The organism is Blastococcus sp. CT_GayMR19 (genome assembly GCF_004570385.1).
Lineage (GTDB): Bacteria > Actinomycetota > Actinomycetes > Mycobacteriales > Geodermatophilaceae > Blastococcus_B.
Window position 1 is genome coordinate 1 of the sequence record NZ_SPQL01000005.1, and the last position, 16549, is coordinate 16549.

Consider the following 16549-nt stretch of genomic DNA (forward strand, 5'->3'; position numbering starts at 1 on the left):
GATCTCTCCGGTCGCCGGCGCTGCCCGGCCCGCCCCCGCCCGGTCCGCCGCCGGCCGGGACGCCGCCGGCCGGGACGCCGCCGGTTCCCGGGCGAAGGTCTCGGCGGGAGCGCCGTCGGCACGGACCGGCCGACGCGTCTCCGCACTCGCCCTGGTGCTCGCGCTGCTGTGCGTCCTGGCCGCGGCCGGCGCGGGTCTGCTCCTCTGGCAGCGGCTGAACCCGAGCCATGTCGACACGTCCGTCCTCACCGCCACCCGCAGCGGCGTCCAGGCGCTCTACGCCTACGACTACCGCGACTCCGAGGGCAGCGTCGATCGCAAGCTCGACGTGCTCACCGGTGAGCTGCGGGAGCAGTACGAGACCGACCTGGCCCAGGGCGGGATCCTCGACACCTACGAGCAGGTCTCCGCGACCACCAGCTACGAGGTCGTCGACGTCGGCCTGCAGCGGATCAACGACGCGCAGGACACCGCCACTCTCGTGGTGTTCGGCAGGTACGTCGTGCAGTCGGCCACCACGGGCCAGGAACCCGCACCCGAGGGGTCCGAGTGCGAGGTGAGCCCGGAGGGTGCCCAGTCCTGCACCCAGACGGTCCAGGTGGGTGTGATCCAGGTCGACGGGGAGTGGAAGATCAACGAGCTCACCCTGCTCACGACCAGTTGATCCCGCGGGCACTGCCGATCCCGCCCGCCCCGCCGCGGCGTGGCATTCCCCCCGGGGACCGTCGGCTGGCATCATGGGCCCCGCACCTGCCTGGCATCCGCGCTCGCACGACCGCCGGTCCCCGGGATGTGGCGCCGGTCGCACCTGCGCCCCCGACGTGGACAGCGCCCGTGAGCACGGGTAGGGTTTCCTGTTGCGCTGCCCTCTGACTGCCTGCCCGCCGAGACGGGTCACCAGGGGTGCCCGGGATCAGTCCCGTTCACCTCGTGATCGGACCCCTCCGGAACGTCGGACAGATCAGGTGGACAGCTCCGCCATTTACCGACGACGACCCCGCACAGTCCCGCCCGCACGTCGTGAGGTCCTTGGAAGGACGCATCTTGGCAGGCTCTCGCCCCACCAGTATCAACCCCAGCACCACCGAATCCGGCACCACCCGCACCACCCCGCAGCAGCCCCAGTCCGGCACCCGGACCGGTGAGGCCGACCAGCAGAAGATCCCCGGCGCTCCGCTCCGCGTCTCCTTCGCCAAGATCCAGGAGCCTCTCGAGGTCCCCGATCTGCTGGCCCTGCAGACCGCATCGTTCGACTGGCTGATCGGCAGCCCCGAGTGGCGGGCCACCCTCGCTCCCGACGAGCAGGCCGACTCCGTCGGCGGTCTCGCCGAGATCCTCGAGGAGATCTCCCCGATCGAGGACTTCAGCGGCTCGATGTCGCTGTCCTTCTCCAACCCGCGCTTCGAGGACGTCAAGGCGTCCCTCGAGGAGTGCAAGGACAAGGACATGACCTACGCGGCGCCGCTGTTCGTCACCGCCGAGTTCATGAACAACACCACCGGCGAGATCAAGAGCCAGACGGTGTTCATGGGCGACTTCCCGATCATGACGAACAAGGGCACGTTCGTCATCAACGGGACCGAGCGCGTCGTCGTCTCCCAGCTCGTCCGCAGCCCCGGCGTCTACTTCGACCGGGCCCTGGACAAGACGTCGGACAAGGACGTCTTCAGCGCCAAGGTGATCCCCAGCCGCGGTGCATGGCTGGAGTTCGACGTCGACAAGCGCGACACCGTCGGCGTCCGCATCGACCGCAAGCGCCGCCAGCCGGTCACCGTCCTGCTCAAGGCCCTGGGCTGGACCGAGGACCGCATCCGCGAGCACTTCCAGTGGTCGCCCACGGTGCTGGCCACGCTCGAGAAGGACCACATCGCCGGCCAGGACGAGGCACTGCTCGACATCTACCGCAAGCTGCGTCCGGGCGAGCCGCCGACGCGCGAGTCCGCCCAGGCGCTGCTGGAGAACCTCTTCTTCAACCCGAAGCGCTACGACCTCGCCAAGGTCGGCCGCTACAAGGTGAACAAGAAGCTCGGCGTCTCCGTGCCGCAGAGCACCAGCACGCTGACCGAGGACGACATCGTCGCCACCATCGAGTACGTCGTGCGTCTCCACGCCGGCGAGCCCGAGCACGGCACCGACGACATCGACCACTTCGGCAACCGTCGCCTGCGCACCGTCGGCGAGCTGATCCAGAACCAGATCCGGGTCGGCCTCTCCCGCATGGAGCGCGTCGTCCGCGAGCGGATGACGACCCAGGACGTCGAGGCGATCACGCCGCAGACCCTGATCAACATCCGGCCGGTCGTCGCCTCCATCAAGGAGTTCTTCGGCACCAGCCAGCTGTCCCAGTTCATGGACCAGACCAACCCGCTCGCGGGCCTGACCCACAAGCGCCGCCTGTCGGCGCTGGGCCCGGGCGGTCTGTCGCGTGAGCGGGCCGGCATGGAGGTCCGCGACGTGCACCCCAGCCACTACGGCCGGATGTGCCCGATCGAGACGCCGGAAGGCCCGAACATCGGCCTGATCGGTTCGCTGTCGGCGTTCGCGCGGGTCAACCCGTTCGGCTTCATCGAGACCCCGTACCGCCGGGTCGAGAACGGCACCGTCACCACGGACATCCACTACCTGACCGCCGACGAGGAGGACCGCTTCGTCGTCGCGCAGGCCAACTCGCCGCTGGACGCGCAGGGCCGCTTCGCCGAGGAGCGGGTCCTGGTCCGCACCAAGGGTGGCGAGGTCGACTACCTGGTGCCCGAGAACGTCGACTACATGGACGTCTCACCGCGGCAGATGACCTCGGTCGCCACCGCGATGATCCCGTTCCTCGAGCACGACGACGCCAACCGCGCGCTCATGGGCGCCAACATGCAGCGGCAGGCGGTGCCGCTGCTGCGCAGCGAGGCCCCGCTGGTCGGCACCGGCATGGAGCTGCGGGCCGCGGTCGACGCCGGCGACGTCGTCGTGGCGGAGAAGGCCGGTGTGGTCGAGGACTCCACCGCCGACTACGTCACGGTCATGGCCGACGACGGCACCCGGCAGACCTACCGGCTGCTGAAGTTCCGTCGCTCGAACCAGGGCACCTCGATCAACCAGAGCCCCGTCGTCGACGAGGGTCAGCGGGTCGAGGTCGGCCAGGTCATCGCCGACGGGCCGTGCACCGACCAGGGTGAGATGGCGCTGGGCAAGAACCTGCTCGTCGCCTTCATGCCGTGGGAGGGCCACAACTACGAGGACGCGATCATCCTGTCGCAGCGCCTCGTGCAGGACGACGTCCTGTCCTCGATCCACATCGAGGAGTTCGAGGTCGACGCCCGCGACACCAAGCTCGGCGCCGAGGAGATCACCCGGGACATCCCGAACGTCTCCGAGGAGGTCCTCGCCGACCTCGACGAGCGCGGCATCATCCGCATCGGTGCCGAGGTCGTCCCCGGCGACATCCTCGTCGGCAAGGTCACGCCCAAGGGCGAGACCGAGCTGACCCCCGAGGAGCGGCTGCTCCGCGCGATCTTCGGTGAGAAGGCGCGCGAGGTCCGCGACACGTCGCTCAAGGTCAAGCACGGCGAGTCCGGCAAGGTCATCGGCGTCCGCGTGTTCTCGCGCGAGGACGGCGACGAGCTGCCGGCCGGCGTCAACGAGCTGATCCGGGTCTACGTCGCCCAGATGCGCAAGATCTCCGACGGCGACAAGCTCGCCGGACGCCACGGCAACAAGGGCGTCATCGCGAAGATCCTGCCGCAGGAGGACATGCCCTTCCTGCAGGACGGCACCCCGGTCGACATCGTCCTCAACCCGCTCGGCGTGCCCGGCCGCATGAACGTCGGCCAGGTGCTGGAGACCCACCTCGGGTGGGTCGCCAAGCAGGGCTGGCAGGTCGAGGGCACCCCCGAGTGGGCGGCCAACCTGCCCGAGGGCGCCAAGTCGGCGGGCCCGGGCACGCGGACGGCGACGCCGGTGTTCGACGGCGCCAAGGAGGACGAGATCATCGGCCTCCTCGGCTCGACTACGCCGAACCGCGACGGCGACCGGATGGTCGAGCCGACCGGCAAGGCACGGCTGTTCGACGGCCGCTCCGGGGAGCCCTTCCCCGAGCCGATCTCGGTGGGCTACGTCTACATCCTGAAGCTGCTGCACCTGGTCGACGACAAGATCCACGCCCGCTCGACCGGCCCGTACTCGATGATCACGCAGCAGCCGCTGGGTGGTAAGGCGCAGTTCGGTGGTCAGCGCTTCGGTGAGATGGAGTGCTGGGCGATGCAGGCCTACGGCGCCGCGTACGCGCTGCAGGAGCTGCTCACCATCAAGTCCGACGACATCCTGGGTCGCGTCAAGGTCTACGAGGCGATCGTCAAGGGCGAGAACATCCCCGAGCCGGGCATCCCGGAGTCGTTCAAGGTGTTGCTCAAGGAGCTGCAGTCGCTCTGCCTGAACGTGGAGGTCCTCTCCGGCGACGGCCAGGCGATCGAGCTGCGCGACACCGACGACGAGGTGTTCCGGGCCGCCGAGGAGCTGGGCATCGACCTGTCCCGTCGCGAGCCCTCCAGCGTCGAGGACGTCTGATCGGTAGCCGGCCGGCCTTCGGGCCGGCCGGCACCCACCCACTTGGACATAAGAGAAGAACTAGCCCCGGAAAGGGGTCATCACGTTGCTCGACGTCAACTTCTTCGATGAGTTGCGCATCGGCCTTGCCACTGGCGACGACATCCGCCAGTGGTCGCACGGTGAGGTGAAGAAGCCCGAGACCATCAACTACCGGACGCTGCGTCCGGAGAAGGATGGCCTCTTCTGCGAGAAGATCTTCGGTCCCACCCGGGACTGGGAGTGCTACTGCGGCAAGTACAAGCGCGTCCGGTTCAAGGGCATCATCTGCGAGCGCTGCGGCGTCGAGGTCACCCGCGCCAAGGTGCGCCGTGAGCGGATGGGCCACATCGAGCTGGCCGCGCCGGTCACCCACATCTGGTTCTTCAAGGGTGTTCCCTCGCGCCTGGGCTACCTGCTCGACCTGGCGCCCAAGGACCTCGAGAAGATCATCTACTTCGCGGCCTACCTGATCACCACGGTGGACGACGAGGCGCGGCACCGCGACCTCCCGACCATCGAGGCCGAGATCAGCGCCGAGAAGTCGAACCTCGAGGGGCAGCGCGACGCCACCGTCGAGGCGCGCCAGCAGAAGCTGGAGACCGACCTCGCCGAGCTCGAGGCGGAGGGCGCCAAGTCCGACGTCCGCCGCAAGGTGCGTGAGGGCGGCGAGCGCGAGATGCGCCAGCTCCGCGACCGCTCCCAGCGGGAGATCGACCGCCTCGAGGAGGTGCTCGACACCTTCCGCAAGCTGGAGGTCAAGCAGCTCATCTCCGACGAGGGCCTCTACCGCGAGCTGCGCGACCGCTTCGGTGAGTACTTCGAGGGCGGCATGGGTGCCGCGGCGCTGCAGAAGCTGCTCGCCGACTTCGACCTCGACGCCGAGGCCGTCTCGCTGCGCGAGACCATCCGCAGCGGCAAGGGCCAGCGCAAGCTGCGGGCCCTCAAGCGACTGAAGGTCGTCGCGGCGTTCCTGCAGACCCGCAACTCGCCCATGGGCATGGTGCTGGACTGCGTCCCGGTCATCCCGCCGGACCTGCGCCCGATGGTGCAGCTCGACGGTGGCCGCTTCGCGACCAGCGACATGAACGACCTGTACCGCCGCGTGATCAACCGGAACAACCGGCTGAAGCGCCTGCTGGACCTCGGCGCCCCCGAGATCATCGTGAACAACGAGAAGCGGATGCTCCAGGAGTCCGTGGACGCGCTGTTCGACAACGGGCGCCGTGGCCGGCCGGTCACCGGTCCGGGCAACCGTCCCCTGAAGTCCCTGAGCGACCTGCTCAAGGGCAAGCAGGGCCGGTTCCGCCAGAACCTGCTCGGCAAGCGCGTCGACTACTCCGGCCGTTCGGTCATCGTCGTCGGCCCGCAGCTGAAGCTGCACCAGTGCGGTCTGCCCAAGCAGATGGCGCTCGAGCTGTTCAAGCCCTTCGTCATGAAGCGGCTCGTCGACCTCAACCACGCGCAGAACATCAAGTCCGCCAAGCGGATGGTGGAGCGCGCGCGGCCGGTCGTCTGGGACGTGCTGGAAGAGGTCATCACCGAGCACCCGGTGCTGCTCAACCGGGCGCCGACGCTGCACCGACTCGGCATCCAGGCCTTCGAGCCCCAGCTGGTCGAGGGCAAGGCCATCCAGATCCACCCGCTCGTCTGCACCGCGTTCAACGCGGACTTCGACGGTGACCAGATGGCGGTGCACCTGCCGCTGTCGGCCGAGGCCCAGGCCGAGGCCCGGATCCTGATGCTGTCCAGCAACAACATCCTGAGCCCGGCCGATGGTCGCCCGATCACCGCGCCGACCCAGGACATGGTGCTGGGCCTGTACCACCTGACGACCCTCGTGGCCTCGCCGGCCGAGGCCGACGGTGGCCAGCCGCACGCGTACTCCTCGTCGGCCGAGGCGATCATGGCCTACGACAAGGGTGCGCTCGGGCTGCAGGAGCGGGCCTGGATCCGTCTCGACGAGGTCTTCGGCGTCGACAACGGCTCGGTGAACGACGCGTGGGAGCAGCCGGAGGACTGGACGCCGGGCGCCCCCGCCCGCGTGCTCACCAGCCTGGGCCGGGTGCTCTTCAACGAGGCGCTCCCCGAGGACTACCGCTTCGTCAACTACCAGGTGCCGAAGAAGGAGCTCGGGGCGATCGTCAACGACCTCGCCGAGCGCTACCCCAAGGTGCAGGTCGCGGCGACGCTGGACGCGCTGAAGTCGGCCGGGTTCCACTGGGCGACCCGCGCCGGGATCACGATCGCCATCGACGACGTCGTCACCCCGCCGTCGAAGCAGGCGATCCTGGACCGGCACGAGGACGAGGCCGCCAAGATCGAGAAGCAGTACGAGCGCGGTGTCATCACCGACACCGAGCGTCGTGGCGAGCTCATCGAGATCTGGACGCGGGCTCGCGCCGAGGTCAGCCAGGCGATGGTGGACAACTTCCCCACCACGAACCCGGTGTGGGTCATGGTCAACTCGGGCGCCCGAGGCAACATGATGCAGATCAGCCAGATCGCCGGTATGCGTGGTCTGGTCGCCAACCCCAAGGGCGAGATCATCCCGCGGCCGATCAAGGCCAACTTCCGCGAGGGTCTGTCCGTGCTGGAGTACTTCATCTCCACGCACGGCGCCCGCAAGGGCCTGGCCGACACCGCGCTGCGGACCGCCGACTCCGGTTACCTCACCCGCCGGCTGGTCGACGTCTCGCAGGACGTCATCATCCGCGAGGAGGACTGCGGCACCGAGCGTGGCGTCGTCATGCCGATCGGGACGGTCCTCGACGGTGGCTCGGTCACCCGTGACCCGCACGTCGAGACCGGTGTCTACGCCCGTGCCCTGGCCGCCGACGTGGTGGCCGAGGACGGGAAGACCGTCATCGCGACGGCCGGGTCCGACCTCGGCGACGTGCTCATCGCGGCGCTGATCGACGCCGGCGTGTCCGAGGTGAAGGTCCGCTGCGTGCTCACCTGTGAGTCGCTGCTCGGCACCTGCGCTACCTGCTACGGCCGGTCGCTCGCGTCCGGCAAGCTCGTGGACGTCGGCGAGGCGGTCGGCATCATCGCCGCCCAGTCGATCGGCGAGCCCGGCACGCAGCTGACGATGCGCACCTTCCACACCGGTGGTGTGGCCGGTGCCGACATCACGCACGGTCTGCCGCGTGTGGTGGAGCTCTTCGAGGCCCGCGTCCCCAAGGGCAAGGCCCCGATCGCCGAGCTGGCGGGCACCGTCCGGATCGAGGACAGCGAGCAGTTCCGCAAGCTGACCATCACTCCGGACGACGGCTCCGACGAGGTCGTCTACGACAAGCTGTCGCGTCGCTCGCGGCTGCGGGTCGAGGACGGCGCCCACGTCGAGGTCGGCGAGCAGCTCACCGAGGGTGCGGTCGACCCGCACGAGGTGCTGCGGATCATGGGCCCGCGCGAGGTGCAGCTGCACCTCGTTCGCGAGGTCCAGGAGGTCTACCGCAGCCAGGGCGTGTCGATCCACGACAAGCACATCGAGGTGATCATCCGCCAGATGCTGAAGCGGGTGACCATCATCGACTCGGGCGCCACGGAGTTCCTGCCGGGCGCGCTCGTCGAGCGGACGCTGTTCGAGACCGAGAACCGCCGTGTCGTCGCCGAGGGCGGCGAGCCGGCCTCGGCCCGTCCGGTCCTCATGGGCATCACGAAGGCCTCGCTCGCGACCGAGTCGTGGCTGTCGGCCGCCTCCTTCCAGGAGACGACCAAGGTGCTCACCGACGCGGCCATCCAGGGGAAGAGCGACAGCCTGCTCGGCCTCAAGGAGAACGTGATCATCGGCAAGCTGATCCCGGCAGGTACGGGCATCAGCCGCTACCGCAACATCACGGTCGAGCCGACCGAGGAGGCGCGGGCCGCCGTCTACACGATGGCCGGCTACGACGACGGGCAGTACTACAGCCCGGACGTCTTCGGTCAGGGCTCCGGCGAGGCCGTGCGCCTCGAGGAGTACGACTGGCGGGGCTGATCTCCCGTAGGCAGTGACGACAGGGCCCCGTAGGTCATCGACCTACGGGGCCCTGTCGCAATGACACCGCGGTCCTCCGGACCGCACCGCGTCCAGGTGCCGTCCCCTGCTGAGCGGAGCCGCTGCGTCACCGCTGCTTCTGGACCCTTCTGGCCCCACTCGGCGCGACAGAGCACCCCAGCGAGAGCCGCCCCGCAAGCGCGAGGGCCGCGCTGCAGGGCGGCTCTCGCGGTCGTACGGCGGCTCTCGTGGCCGGCGGGGGAGTGCCGCCGTCAGCCGCCCAGCCTCTTCATCGTCTCCACCGTCTTCAGGCGGGCCTCGCGGCTGCCGTCCATCGGCTGGACGGCGAGCGTGGTGACGCCGGCCTCGGCGAACGCGGCGATCCGCTCGGCGACGTAGGACTCGGGGCCGATCAGCGAGACGGCGCGGACGAGCTCGTCGGGCAGCGCCGCCGCGGCCTCGTCCTTCTTCCCGTCCAGGTAGAGGTCCTGCACCGTCTTCGCCTCGGCCTCGAAGCCGTACCGGACGGCGAGGTCGTTGTAGAAGTTCTTGCCGCGGGCGCCCATGCCGCCGACGTAGAGGGCCAGCGCCGGCCGGACCTGGTCGTGCAGGGCGTCGACGTCGTCACCGATGGCGACCGGGACGCCCACGAGCACCTGCAGCTCACCCAGGGACGGGTCCCGCCTCGCTCTGCCGGCCGCCAGCGATTCGCCCCAGACGTCGGCCGCCCGCTCGGGGTGGAACCAGATCGGCTCCCAGATCTCGGCGATCTCGGCCGCCAGCTCCACGTTCTTCGGGCCCAGCGCGGCCAGCAGGATCGGGATGTCCGACCGCAACGGGGTGTTGATCAGCTTCAGCGGCTTGCCGAGCCCGGTGCCCTGCTCCGGCGGCAGCGGGATCGTGTACTTCTTGCCCGCGTGCTCCAGCCGCTCGCGGCGCCAGACCTGGCGGCAGATCTCCACGACCTCGCGGGTGCGCTGGAGCGGGGCGTCGTACGGGACGCCGTGCCAGCCCTCGATCACCTGTGGTCCGGAGGCGCCGAGGCCCAGGGTGAACCGGCCGTCGGAGACGAAGTCGAGCCCGGCGGCGGTCATGGCGGTCAGCGCGGGAGTGCGGCTGTAGATGGGCAGGATCGCGCTCATCAGCTCGACCCGCTCGGTCACGGCGGCCAGGTAGCCGAGCTGACTCACGGCGTCGAAGGTGTAGACCTCCGCCATCATCGCTACGTCGAGCCCGGCGGACTCCAGATCGCGGATCTCCGACGCGGTCTCCTTGAACCCACCGCTGTAGCTCGCCTGGATGCCGATGCGCACGTCCGCTCCTCGGGGTCGCGGCACCACCGTTGGCGCCACGGGCACGCTATCGGCCGCGCGCCGAGGCCCGTCCGCGACGGGGGTGGTCAGAGCGCGCGGACGGCGCCCACGACCTCCGTCACCACGCGGACGCCGTCGACGTCCTGCGGCACCCGTGCGGCCGCCGCGGCGTCGGCCAGGTCGACCTTGACCACGTAGCCGCTCTCCCGGCGGGCCAGGCCGATCCCGAGAACGCCGGGCTCAGCGGCGAGCCGGAAGGCCAGCGCACTCCTGGCCGCGCGGGCGGCAGTTCGATCGGTCATCCGGCCATGGTGCCCCTGTTGTGCCTGCGAGCACAGCTCCCGGCCCCCGGCCGGGGGAATTCAGTCGACCACCCACTCGGCGCCGAGGACGGCCAGCACCGTCGACAAGGGGCTGGCGAAGGTGACCCCGGCTCCACCGTCGCCGCCGGTGGAGCTGCCCGCGAAGAGCAGGCAGAGCGGCGCGCGGTCCCGGCTGCGCCAGATGACCGAGCCGCTGTCGCCGCCCTGGCTGAACGCCCCCGCCCGGCCGGCGATCTCGATCTGGTCGTCGAAGCGGTAGATGCCGCCGTCGTACTCGACCGCCACCCCGTCCACCTCCACCGCGGTGACCCGGCCGTGCGTGTGCCCGGTCGTCCGGCCCACCTTCTCGACGAGCTCGTCGGGCTCGATGTCGAGGCTGCCCGGGATCGGGCCGGCCAGGGGACCGCCGGGCAGGTCGCCCGGTTCGGCCGCCACGCCCGGGTCGAGCGTCGCGACGGCGGCGTCCACCAGGTTGGCGCGGGCCGCGGTCAGGCCCTCGAACGCGCTCAGCGTGGCCACGCGGTCCGCCGCTGTTCCGCCGTCGGCCGGTCCGGGCTGGACGACGGGATCCCCGATCCGTGCGGCGCCGCTGGCCGCCAGCACGTGGTTGTTGGAGAGGATCGCCGGCCTCCCGCCCACGCGTACGAACCCGCCGAGCGTGCCGGCGGTGACGTCGAGGTGGGCCACGGACAGCCCCGGGCGCAGGGGGCGGACCCGGCGCTGCAGGTCGTCCGGCGCGGGGGAGGAGAGCGCGCGCACCCGGCCGATGACCCGGATGTCGATCTGGGCCTCGGCCGCCCGGCCCAGGTCGGGCAGGAGCGCACGATCCGCCTCTTCCTCCAGCCGGACGGCGACGCGAGCCCGGCCGTCCCCGGCCGGGGCCAGCCCGACGGCGATCTGCGGCCGCCGGTCCCGGGGGTCGTAGTCGGAGGCCTGCGCGGCCGGAAGCTCTGCCTCGACGGCCGCCAGGATGCGGGCCTTGAGCTCACGGGCGGAATCAGGCTGCACGAGGTCCTCCGGGGTCGGGAACGGGCGGTCGGAACGACGGTAAGCGGGACCCCGGACGATTTCGGGACAGCGGCGCGCTGCGCCGCCCCGCGGCGGCGTCCGCGAGGTACCGTCGCAGCCGCTGCCGGGTCCTCCCCGGGCGGCGGTGCGCAGCCGGGAAGAGGCCGGTCCCGGGCGCCGTTGCCCCGGGTGTCGTCCGCCCCGGTGGGCGATCGCAGGCCTGTGTCCAAGAGCATGGGGACCCGGTTTTGACCGGTCTCCGGGGCGCGGGTACTGTGGGCTGCTGTGCCCAGGGTGCCTGGGCCTGCTCCCGTTCGCGGTGCGCCTGGGTGACCTTCCGGTTGCCGGGGACCGCCTCCCGGTTCACAGCCGGAAGGCGGCGGCGCCGAGTCGCGAGGGGCGACGGAGTCCGGTCCGAATCTCATCGGCCGGCCCCGGGAAGGGCGACACGCCCGACCGCGGGGGTCGGACGGTGGTGGACGGCCTGATCCGGAAGGGCTCCTCGTCGGGCCGGCACCCAGCACCACAGCACGAGCGCACGACCAGGCAGAACCAATACGTCAGCAGCACGACCCAGCGCAGGTAGGAGATCAAGGCCACCCATGCCCACGATCAACCAGCTGGTCCGCAAGGGCCGCGAGGACAAGGTCGAGAAGACCAAGACCCCGGCGCTGAAGGGTTCGCCCCAGCGTCGCGGAGTCTGCACGCGCGTCTACACGACGACGCCGAAGAAGCCGAACTCGGCGCTGCGCAAGGTCGCTCGCGTCCGCCTCACCAGTGGCATCGAGGTGACCGCCTACATCCCGGGCGTCGGACACAACCTGCAGGAGCACTCCATGGTGCTCGTGCGCGGCGGCCGGGTGAAGGACCTCCCCGGCGTGCGTTACAAGATCATCCGCGGTTCGCTGGACACCCAGGGCGTCCGCAACCGCAAGCAGGCCCGTAGCAAGTACGGCGCCAAGAAGGAGAAGAGCTAATGCCGCGCAAGGGCCCCGCCCCGAAGCGACCGCTGATCGCCGACCCGGTCTACCAGTCGCCGCTGGTCACCCAGCTGGTGAACAAGGTGCTGGTCGACGGCAAGCGTTCGGTCGCCGAGGCGATCGTCTACGGCGCCCTCGAGGGTGCCCGCGCCAAGAGCGACACCGACCCGGTCGTCACGCTCAAGCGCGCGCTGGACAACGTCAAGCCGGCCCTCGAGGTCCGCAGCCGCCGCGTCGGTGGTGCGACCTACCAGGTCCCGGTCGAGGTCCGCGCCTCGCGCAGCACCACGCTCGGCCTCCGCTGGCTGATCCAGTACAGCCGGGCCCGTCGCGAGAAGACGATGACCGAGCGCCTCATGAACGAGCTCCTCGACGCCAGCAACGGCCTCGGTGCCGCCGTGAAGCGCCGCGAGGACACCCACAAGATGGCCGAGTCGAACAAGGCCTTCGCGCACTACCGCTGGTGACGTCCGTTCACCTGCACCCGCTGCCCGCGGGAAGCCCGGGGCGCTTCCAACAGGTCGTAGCCCCGGAACCCGCACGCGGACCCGAACGAAGAGGAGTAAGAGATGGCCGACATGGCCCAGCTCGCCAAGACCCGCAACATCGGGATCATGGCGCACATCGACGCCGGCAAGACCACGACGACGGAGCGCATCCTCTTCTACACCGGTATCAACTACAAGATCGGTGAGGTCCACGACGGCGCGGCCACGATGGACTGGATGGAGCAGGAGCAGGAGCGCGGCATCACCATCACGTCGGCCGCGACGAAGTGCTCCTGGAACGGCTTCGACATCAACATCATCGACACCCCCGGACACGTCGACTTCACGGTCGAGGTGGAGCGGTCGCTCCGCGTGCTCGACGGAGCGGTAGCCGTCTACGACGGCGTCGCCGGTGTCGAGCCGCAGACCGAGCAGGTCTGGCGCCAGGCCGAGAAGTACGGCGTCCCGCGCATGTGCTTCGTCAACAAGCTCGACCGCACCGGTGCCAACTTCTTCCGGTGCGTCGACATGATGATCGAGCGGCTGAACGCCAACCCGCTGGTGCTGCAGATCCCGATCGGCGCCGAGGGTGACTTCATCGGTGTGGTCGACCTGGTCCAGATGAAGGCCCTGACCTGGCGCGGCGAGACCAAGCTCGGTGAGGACTACGCCATCGAGGACATCCCGGCCGAGCTCGCCGAGCAGGCCGCGGAGTACCGCGAGAAGCTCCTCGAGGGCGTCGCCGAGAACGACGACGCGATCATGGAGGCCTACCTCGCGGGCGAGGAGGTCTCGGTCGAGACGATCAAGGCCGCCATCCGCAAGGCCACGATCGCCGGTCAGGTCAACCCGGTCGTCACCGGTTCCGCGTTCAAGAACAAGGGCGTCCAGCCCATGCTCGACGCGGTCACCGACTACCTGCCCAGTCCGCTCGACATCGAGGCGATCGTCGGCACGGCCCTGGACGGCGAGACCGAGGTCCTCCGGCACGCCGACGAGAGCGAGCCGTTCTCCGCCCTGGCGTTCAAGATCCAGACCGACCAGCACCTGGGCAAGCTGACCTACATCCGCGTGTACTCCGGCAAGCTGGACGCCGGGTCCCCGGTGCTGAACAGCACCAAGGACCGCAAGGAGCGGGTCGGCAAGATCTACCAGATGCACGCCAACAAGCGCGAGGAGCGCGGCGGCGTCGGCGCCGGCGAGATCGTCGCCGTCAACGGCATGAAGCAGACGACGACGGGTGACACCCTCTGCGACCCGCAGAAGCCGGTGATCCTGGAGTCGATGACCTTCCCGGCCCCGGTCATCTCGGTGGCCATCGAGCCGAAGACCAAGAGCGACCAGGAGAAGCTGGGCACGGCCATCCAGAAGCTCGCCGAGGAGGACCCGACGTTCCAGGTCCGCCTCGACGAGGAGACCGGTCAGACGGTCATCTCGGGCATGGGTGAGCTCCACCTGGAGATCCTGGTCGACCGCATGCGGCGTGAGTTCAACGTCGAGGCCAACGTCGGCAAGCCGCAGGTGGCCTACCGCGAGACGATCCGCAAGGCCGTCGAGCGCTACGACTACACCCACAAGAAGCAGACCGGTGGCTCCGGCCAGTTCGCGAAGGTGCAGATCGCCCTCGAGCCGCTCGAGATGAGCGGCGACTCGGCGACCTACGAGTTCGAGAACAAGGTCACCGGTGGGCGCATCCCGCGCGAGTACATCCCCTCGGTCGACCAGGGCATGCAGGACGCCATGCAGTACGGCGTGCTCGCCGGCTACCCGATGGTCGGCGTGAAGGCATCGCTCCTGGACGGCCAGTACCACGAGGTCGACTCCTCGGAGATGGCCTTCAAGATCGCCGGCTCGATCGCCTTCAAGGAGGCCGCACGCAAGGCCAGCCCGGCCCTGCTCGAGCCGCTCATGGCCGTCGAGGTCGTCACCCCGGAAGAGAACATGGGCGACGTCATCGGCGACCTGAACTCCCGCCGCGGAACCATCCAGGCGATGGACGAGCGCTCCGGCGCCCGCGTCGTCAAGGCCCTGGTGCCGCTGTCGGAGATGTTCGGCTACGTGGGTGACCTGCGCAGCCGCACCCAGGGGCGGGCGAGCTACACCATGGTGTTCGACTCGTACGCCGAGGTCCCCGCCAACGTCGCCAAGGAGATCATCGCGAAGGCGACCGGCGAGTAACGACCTGTCGGCCGCGGGCTCCCTGCCCGCGACCGGCTAGCACCGCCCGCAACCCCCCAAGCACGCGCACGACTGCGAAGACACGGAGAGAGGATCCCAGTGGCCAAGGCCAAGTTCGAGCGGACCAAGCCGCACGTCAACATCGGCACCATCGGGCACATCGACCATGGGAAGACGACGCTCACCGCGGCGATTACCAAGGTCCTGCACGACAAGTACCCGAACCTCAACGAGGCGTCGGCGTTCGACCAGATCGACAAGGCGCCCGAGGAGAAGGCTCGTGGCATCACGATCTCCATCGCGCACGTCGAGTACCAGACGGAGAACCGCCACTACGCGCACGTCGACTGCCCCGGGCACGCCGACTACATCAAGAACATGATCACCGGTGCCGCGCAGATGGACGGCGCGATCCTCGTGGTCGCCGCCACCGACGGCCCCATGCCGCAGACGAAGGAGCACGTCCTCCTGGCCCGCCAGGTCGGCGTCCCCTACATCGTCGTGGCGCTGAACAAGGCCGACATGGTCGACGACGAGGAGATCCTGGAGCTCGTCGAGCTCGAGGTCCGCGAGCTCCTCAGCGAGTACGAGTTCCCGGGCGACGACCTCCCCGTGGTCCGCGTCTCGGCGCTGAAGGCGCTCGAGGGCGACAAGGAGTGGGGCGACAAGCTCATGGAGCTCATGGACGCGGTCGACACCGCGATCCCCGAGCCCGAGCGTGAGATCGACAAGCCGTTCCTCATGCCCGTCGAGGACGTCTTCACGATCACCGGCCGTGGCACCGTCGTCACCGGTCGCGTCGAGCGCGGCATCGTCAAGGTCTCCGAGGAGATCGAGATCGTCGGCATCCGCGAGAACTCGACCAAGACGACCGTCACCGGCGTCGAGATGTTCCGCAAGCTGCTCGACCAGGGTCAGGCCGGCGACAACGTGGGCCTGCTGCTGCGCGGCATCAAGCGCGAGGACGTCGAGCGCGGCCAGGTCGTCGTGAAGCCCGGTTCGATCACCCCGCACACGAACTTCGAGGGCTCGGTCTACATCCTCTCGAAGGACGAGGGTGGCCGTCACACGCCGTTCTTCAACAACTACCGTCCCCAGTTCTACTTCCGGACGACGGACGTGACGGGCGTCGTGACGCTGCCCGCCGGCACCGAGATGGTCATGCCCGGCGACAACACCGAGATGACGGTCGAGCTGATCCAGCCGATCGCCATGGAGGAGGGCCTGCGCTTCGCCATCCGTGAGGGTGGCCGCACCGTCGGCGCCGGCCGGGTCGTCAAGATCAACAAGTAGTACCCCCGACGGGCGGCGGCCGCGAACGGCCGCCGCCCGTCACCCGGGTCACCGGACCCACTCGAACCTTCACAACCGATCGGCAGGAGCAGAAGACAGCGATGGCGGGACAGAAGATCCGCATCCGGCTGAAGGCCTACGACCACGAGGCGATCGATGCCTCGGCGCGACGCATCGTGGAGACGGTCACCAAGACCGGAGCGCGAGTGGTCGGCCCGGTGCCTCTGCCGACGGAGAAGAACGTGTACGCGGTGATCCGTTCGCCGCACAAGTACAAGGACTCGTTCGAGCACTTCGAGATGCGCACGCACAAGCGGCTCATCGACATCCTCGACCCGACGCCGAAGACGGTCGACGCGCTCATGCGCATCGACCTGCCGGCTTCGGTCGACGTCAACATCCAGTAAGGGCTGTT

The 16549-nt window shown here is 69.4% G+C and carries 11 protein-coding genes; 8 read left to right on the forward strand and 3 right to left on the reverse strand.

The window, feature by feature from the left end:
• The 3 genes from E4P39_RS22280 to E4P39_RS08635 all read left to right on the forward strand — a co-directional run.
• Window positions 1-664, forward strand: a 664-nt coding sequence (locus E4P39_RS22280) for a hypothetical protein (RefSeq protein ID WP_209306441.1), incomplete at its 5' end; no start/stop codon positions are given.
• 497 nt (window positions 665-1161) lie between these two features.
• Window positions 1162-4554 (forward strand): DNA-directed RNA polymerase subunit beta, encoded by a 3393-nt coding sequence (rpoB, locus tag E4P39_RS08630; RefSeq protein WP_209306456.1) that lies wholly within the window; start codon window positions 1162-1164, stop codon window positions 4552-4554.
• Window positions 4555-4639: 85 nt separating this feature from the next.
• Window positions 4640-8551, forward strand: coding sequence for a DNA-directed RNA polymerase subunit beta' (locus E4P39_RS08635; protein ID WP_135136008.1), 3912 nt, complete (start codon window positions 4640-4642; stop codon window positions 8549-8551).
• Between the two features lie 272 nt (window positions 8552-8823).
• Here the strand turns inward: E4P39_RS08635 and E4P39_RS08640 are convergent, their stop codons facing one another.
• From E4P39_RS08640 to E4P39_RS22285, 3 genes are all read right to left on the reverse strand, one after another.
• Complete coding sequence (locus E4P39_RS08640; protein ID WP_135136009.1) at window positions 8824-9864, reverse strand: LLM class F420-dependent oxidoreductase; 1041 nt, start codon at window positions 9862-9864, stop codon at window positions 8824-8826.
• Window positions 9865-9950: 86 nt separating this feature from the next.
• A complete protein-coding gene (locus E4P39_RS08645; protein ID WP_135136010.1) occupies window positions 9951-10166 on the reverse strand; it encodes a hypothetical protein in 216 nt (71 codons plus the stop codon).
• 60 nt (window positions 10167-10226) lie between these two features.
• Window positions 10227-11195, reverse strand: a complete 969-nt coding sequence (locus E4P39_RS22285; protein ID WP_167761710.1) for a hypothetical protein — start codon at window positions 11193-11195, stop codon at window positions 10227-10229.
• A gap of 602 nt (window positions 11196-11797) precedes the next feature.
• Here E4P39_RS22285 and rpsL point away from each other — a divergent pair.
• The 5 genes from rpsL to rpsJ all read left to right on the forward strand — a co-directional run bounded on the left by rpsL (window position 11798) and on the right by rpsJ (window position 16541).
• Entirely contained in the window at window positions 11798-12172 is a 375-nt protein-coding gene (rpsL, locus tag E4P39_RS08655) for a 30S ribosomal protein S12 (protein ID WP_135131878.1), read from the forward strand.
• A complete protein-coding gene (gene rpsG, locus E4P39_RS08660) occupies window positions 12172-12642 on the forward strand; it encodes a 30S ribosomal protein S7 (RefSeq protein WP_104523791.1) in 471 nt (156 codons plus the stop codon). The genes rpsL and rpsG overlap by 1 nt, the downstream gene beginning before the upstream one ends.
• Window positions 12643-12744: 102 nt before the next feature.
• Complete coding sequence (gene fusA / locus E4P39_RS08665; protein WP_135136011.1) at window positions 12745-14841, forward strand: elongation factor G; 2097 nt, start codon at window positions 12745-12747, stop codon at window positions 14839-14841.
• 99 nt (window positions 14842-14940) lie between these two features.
• Window positions 14941-16134 (forward strand): elongation factor Tu, encoded by a 1194-nt coding sequence (gene tuf / locus E4P39_RS08670; RefSeq protein WP_135136012.1) that lies wholly within the window; start codon window positions 14941-14943, stop codon window positions 16132-16134.
• Window positions 16135-16235: 101 nt separating this feature from the next.
• Entirely contained in the window at window positions 16236-16541 is a 306-nt protein-coding gene (rpsJ, locus tag E4P39_RS08675; protein ID WP_014377994.1) for a 30S ribosomal protein S10, read from the forward strand.
• Window positions 16542-16549 lie beyond the last annotated feature (8 nt).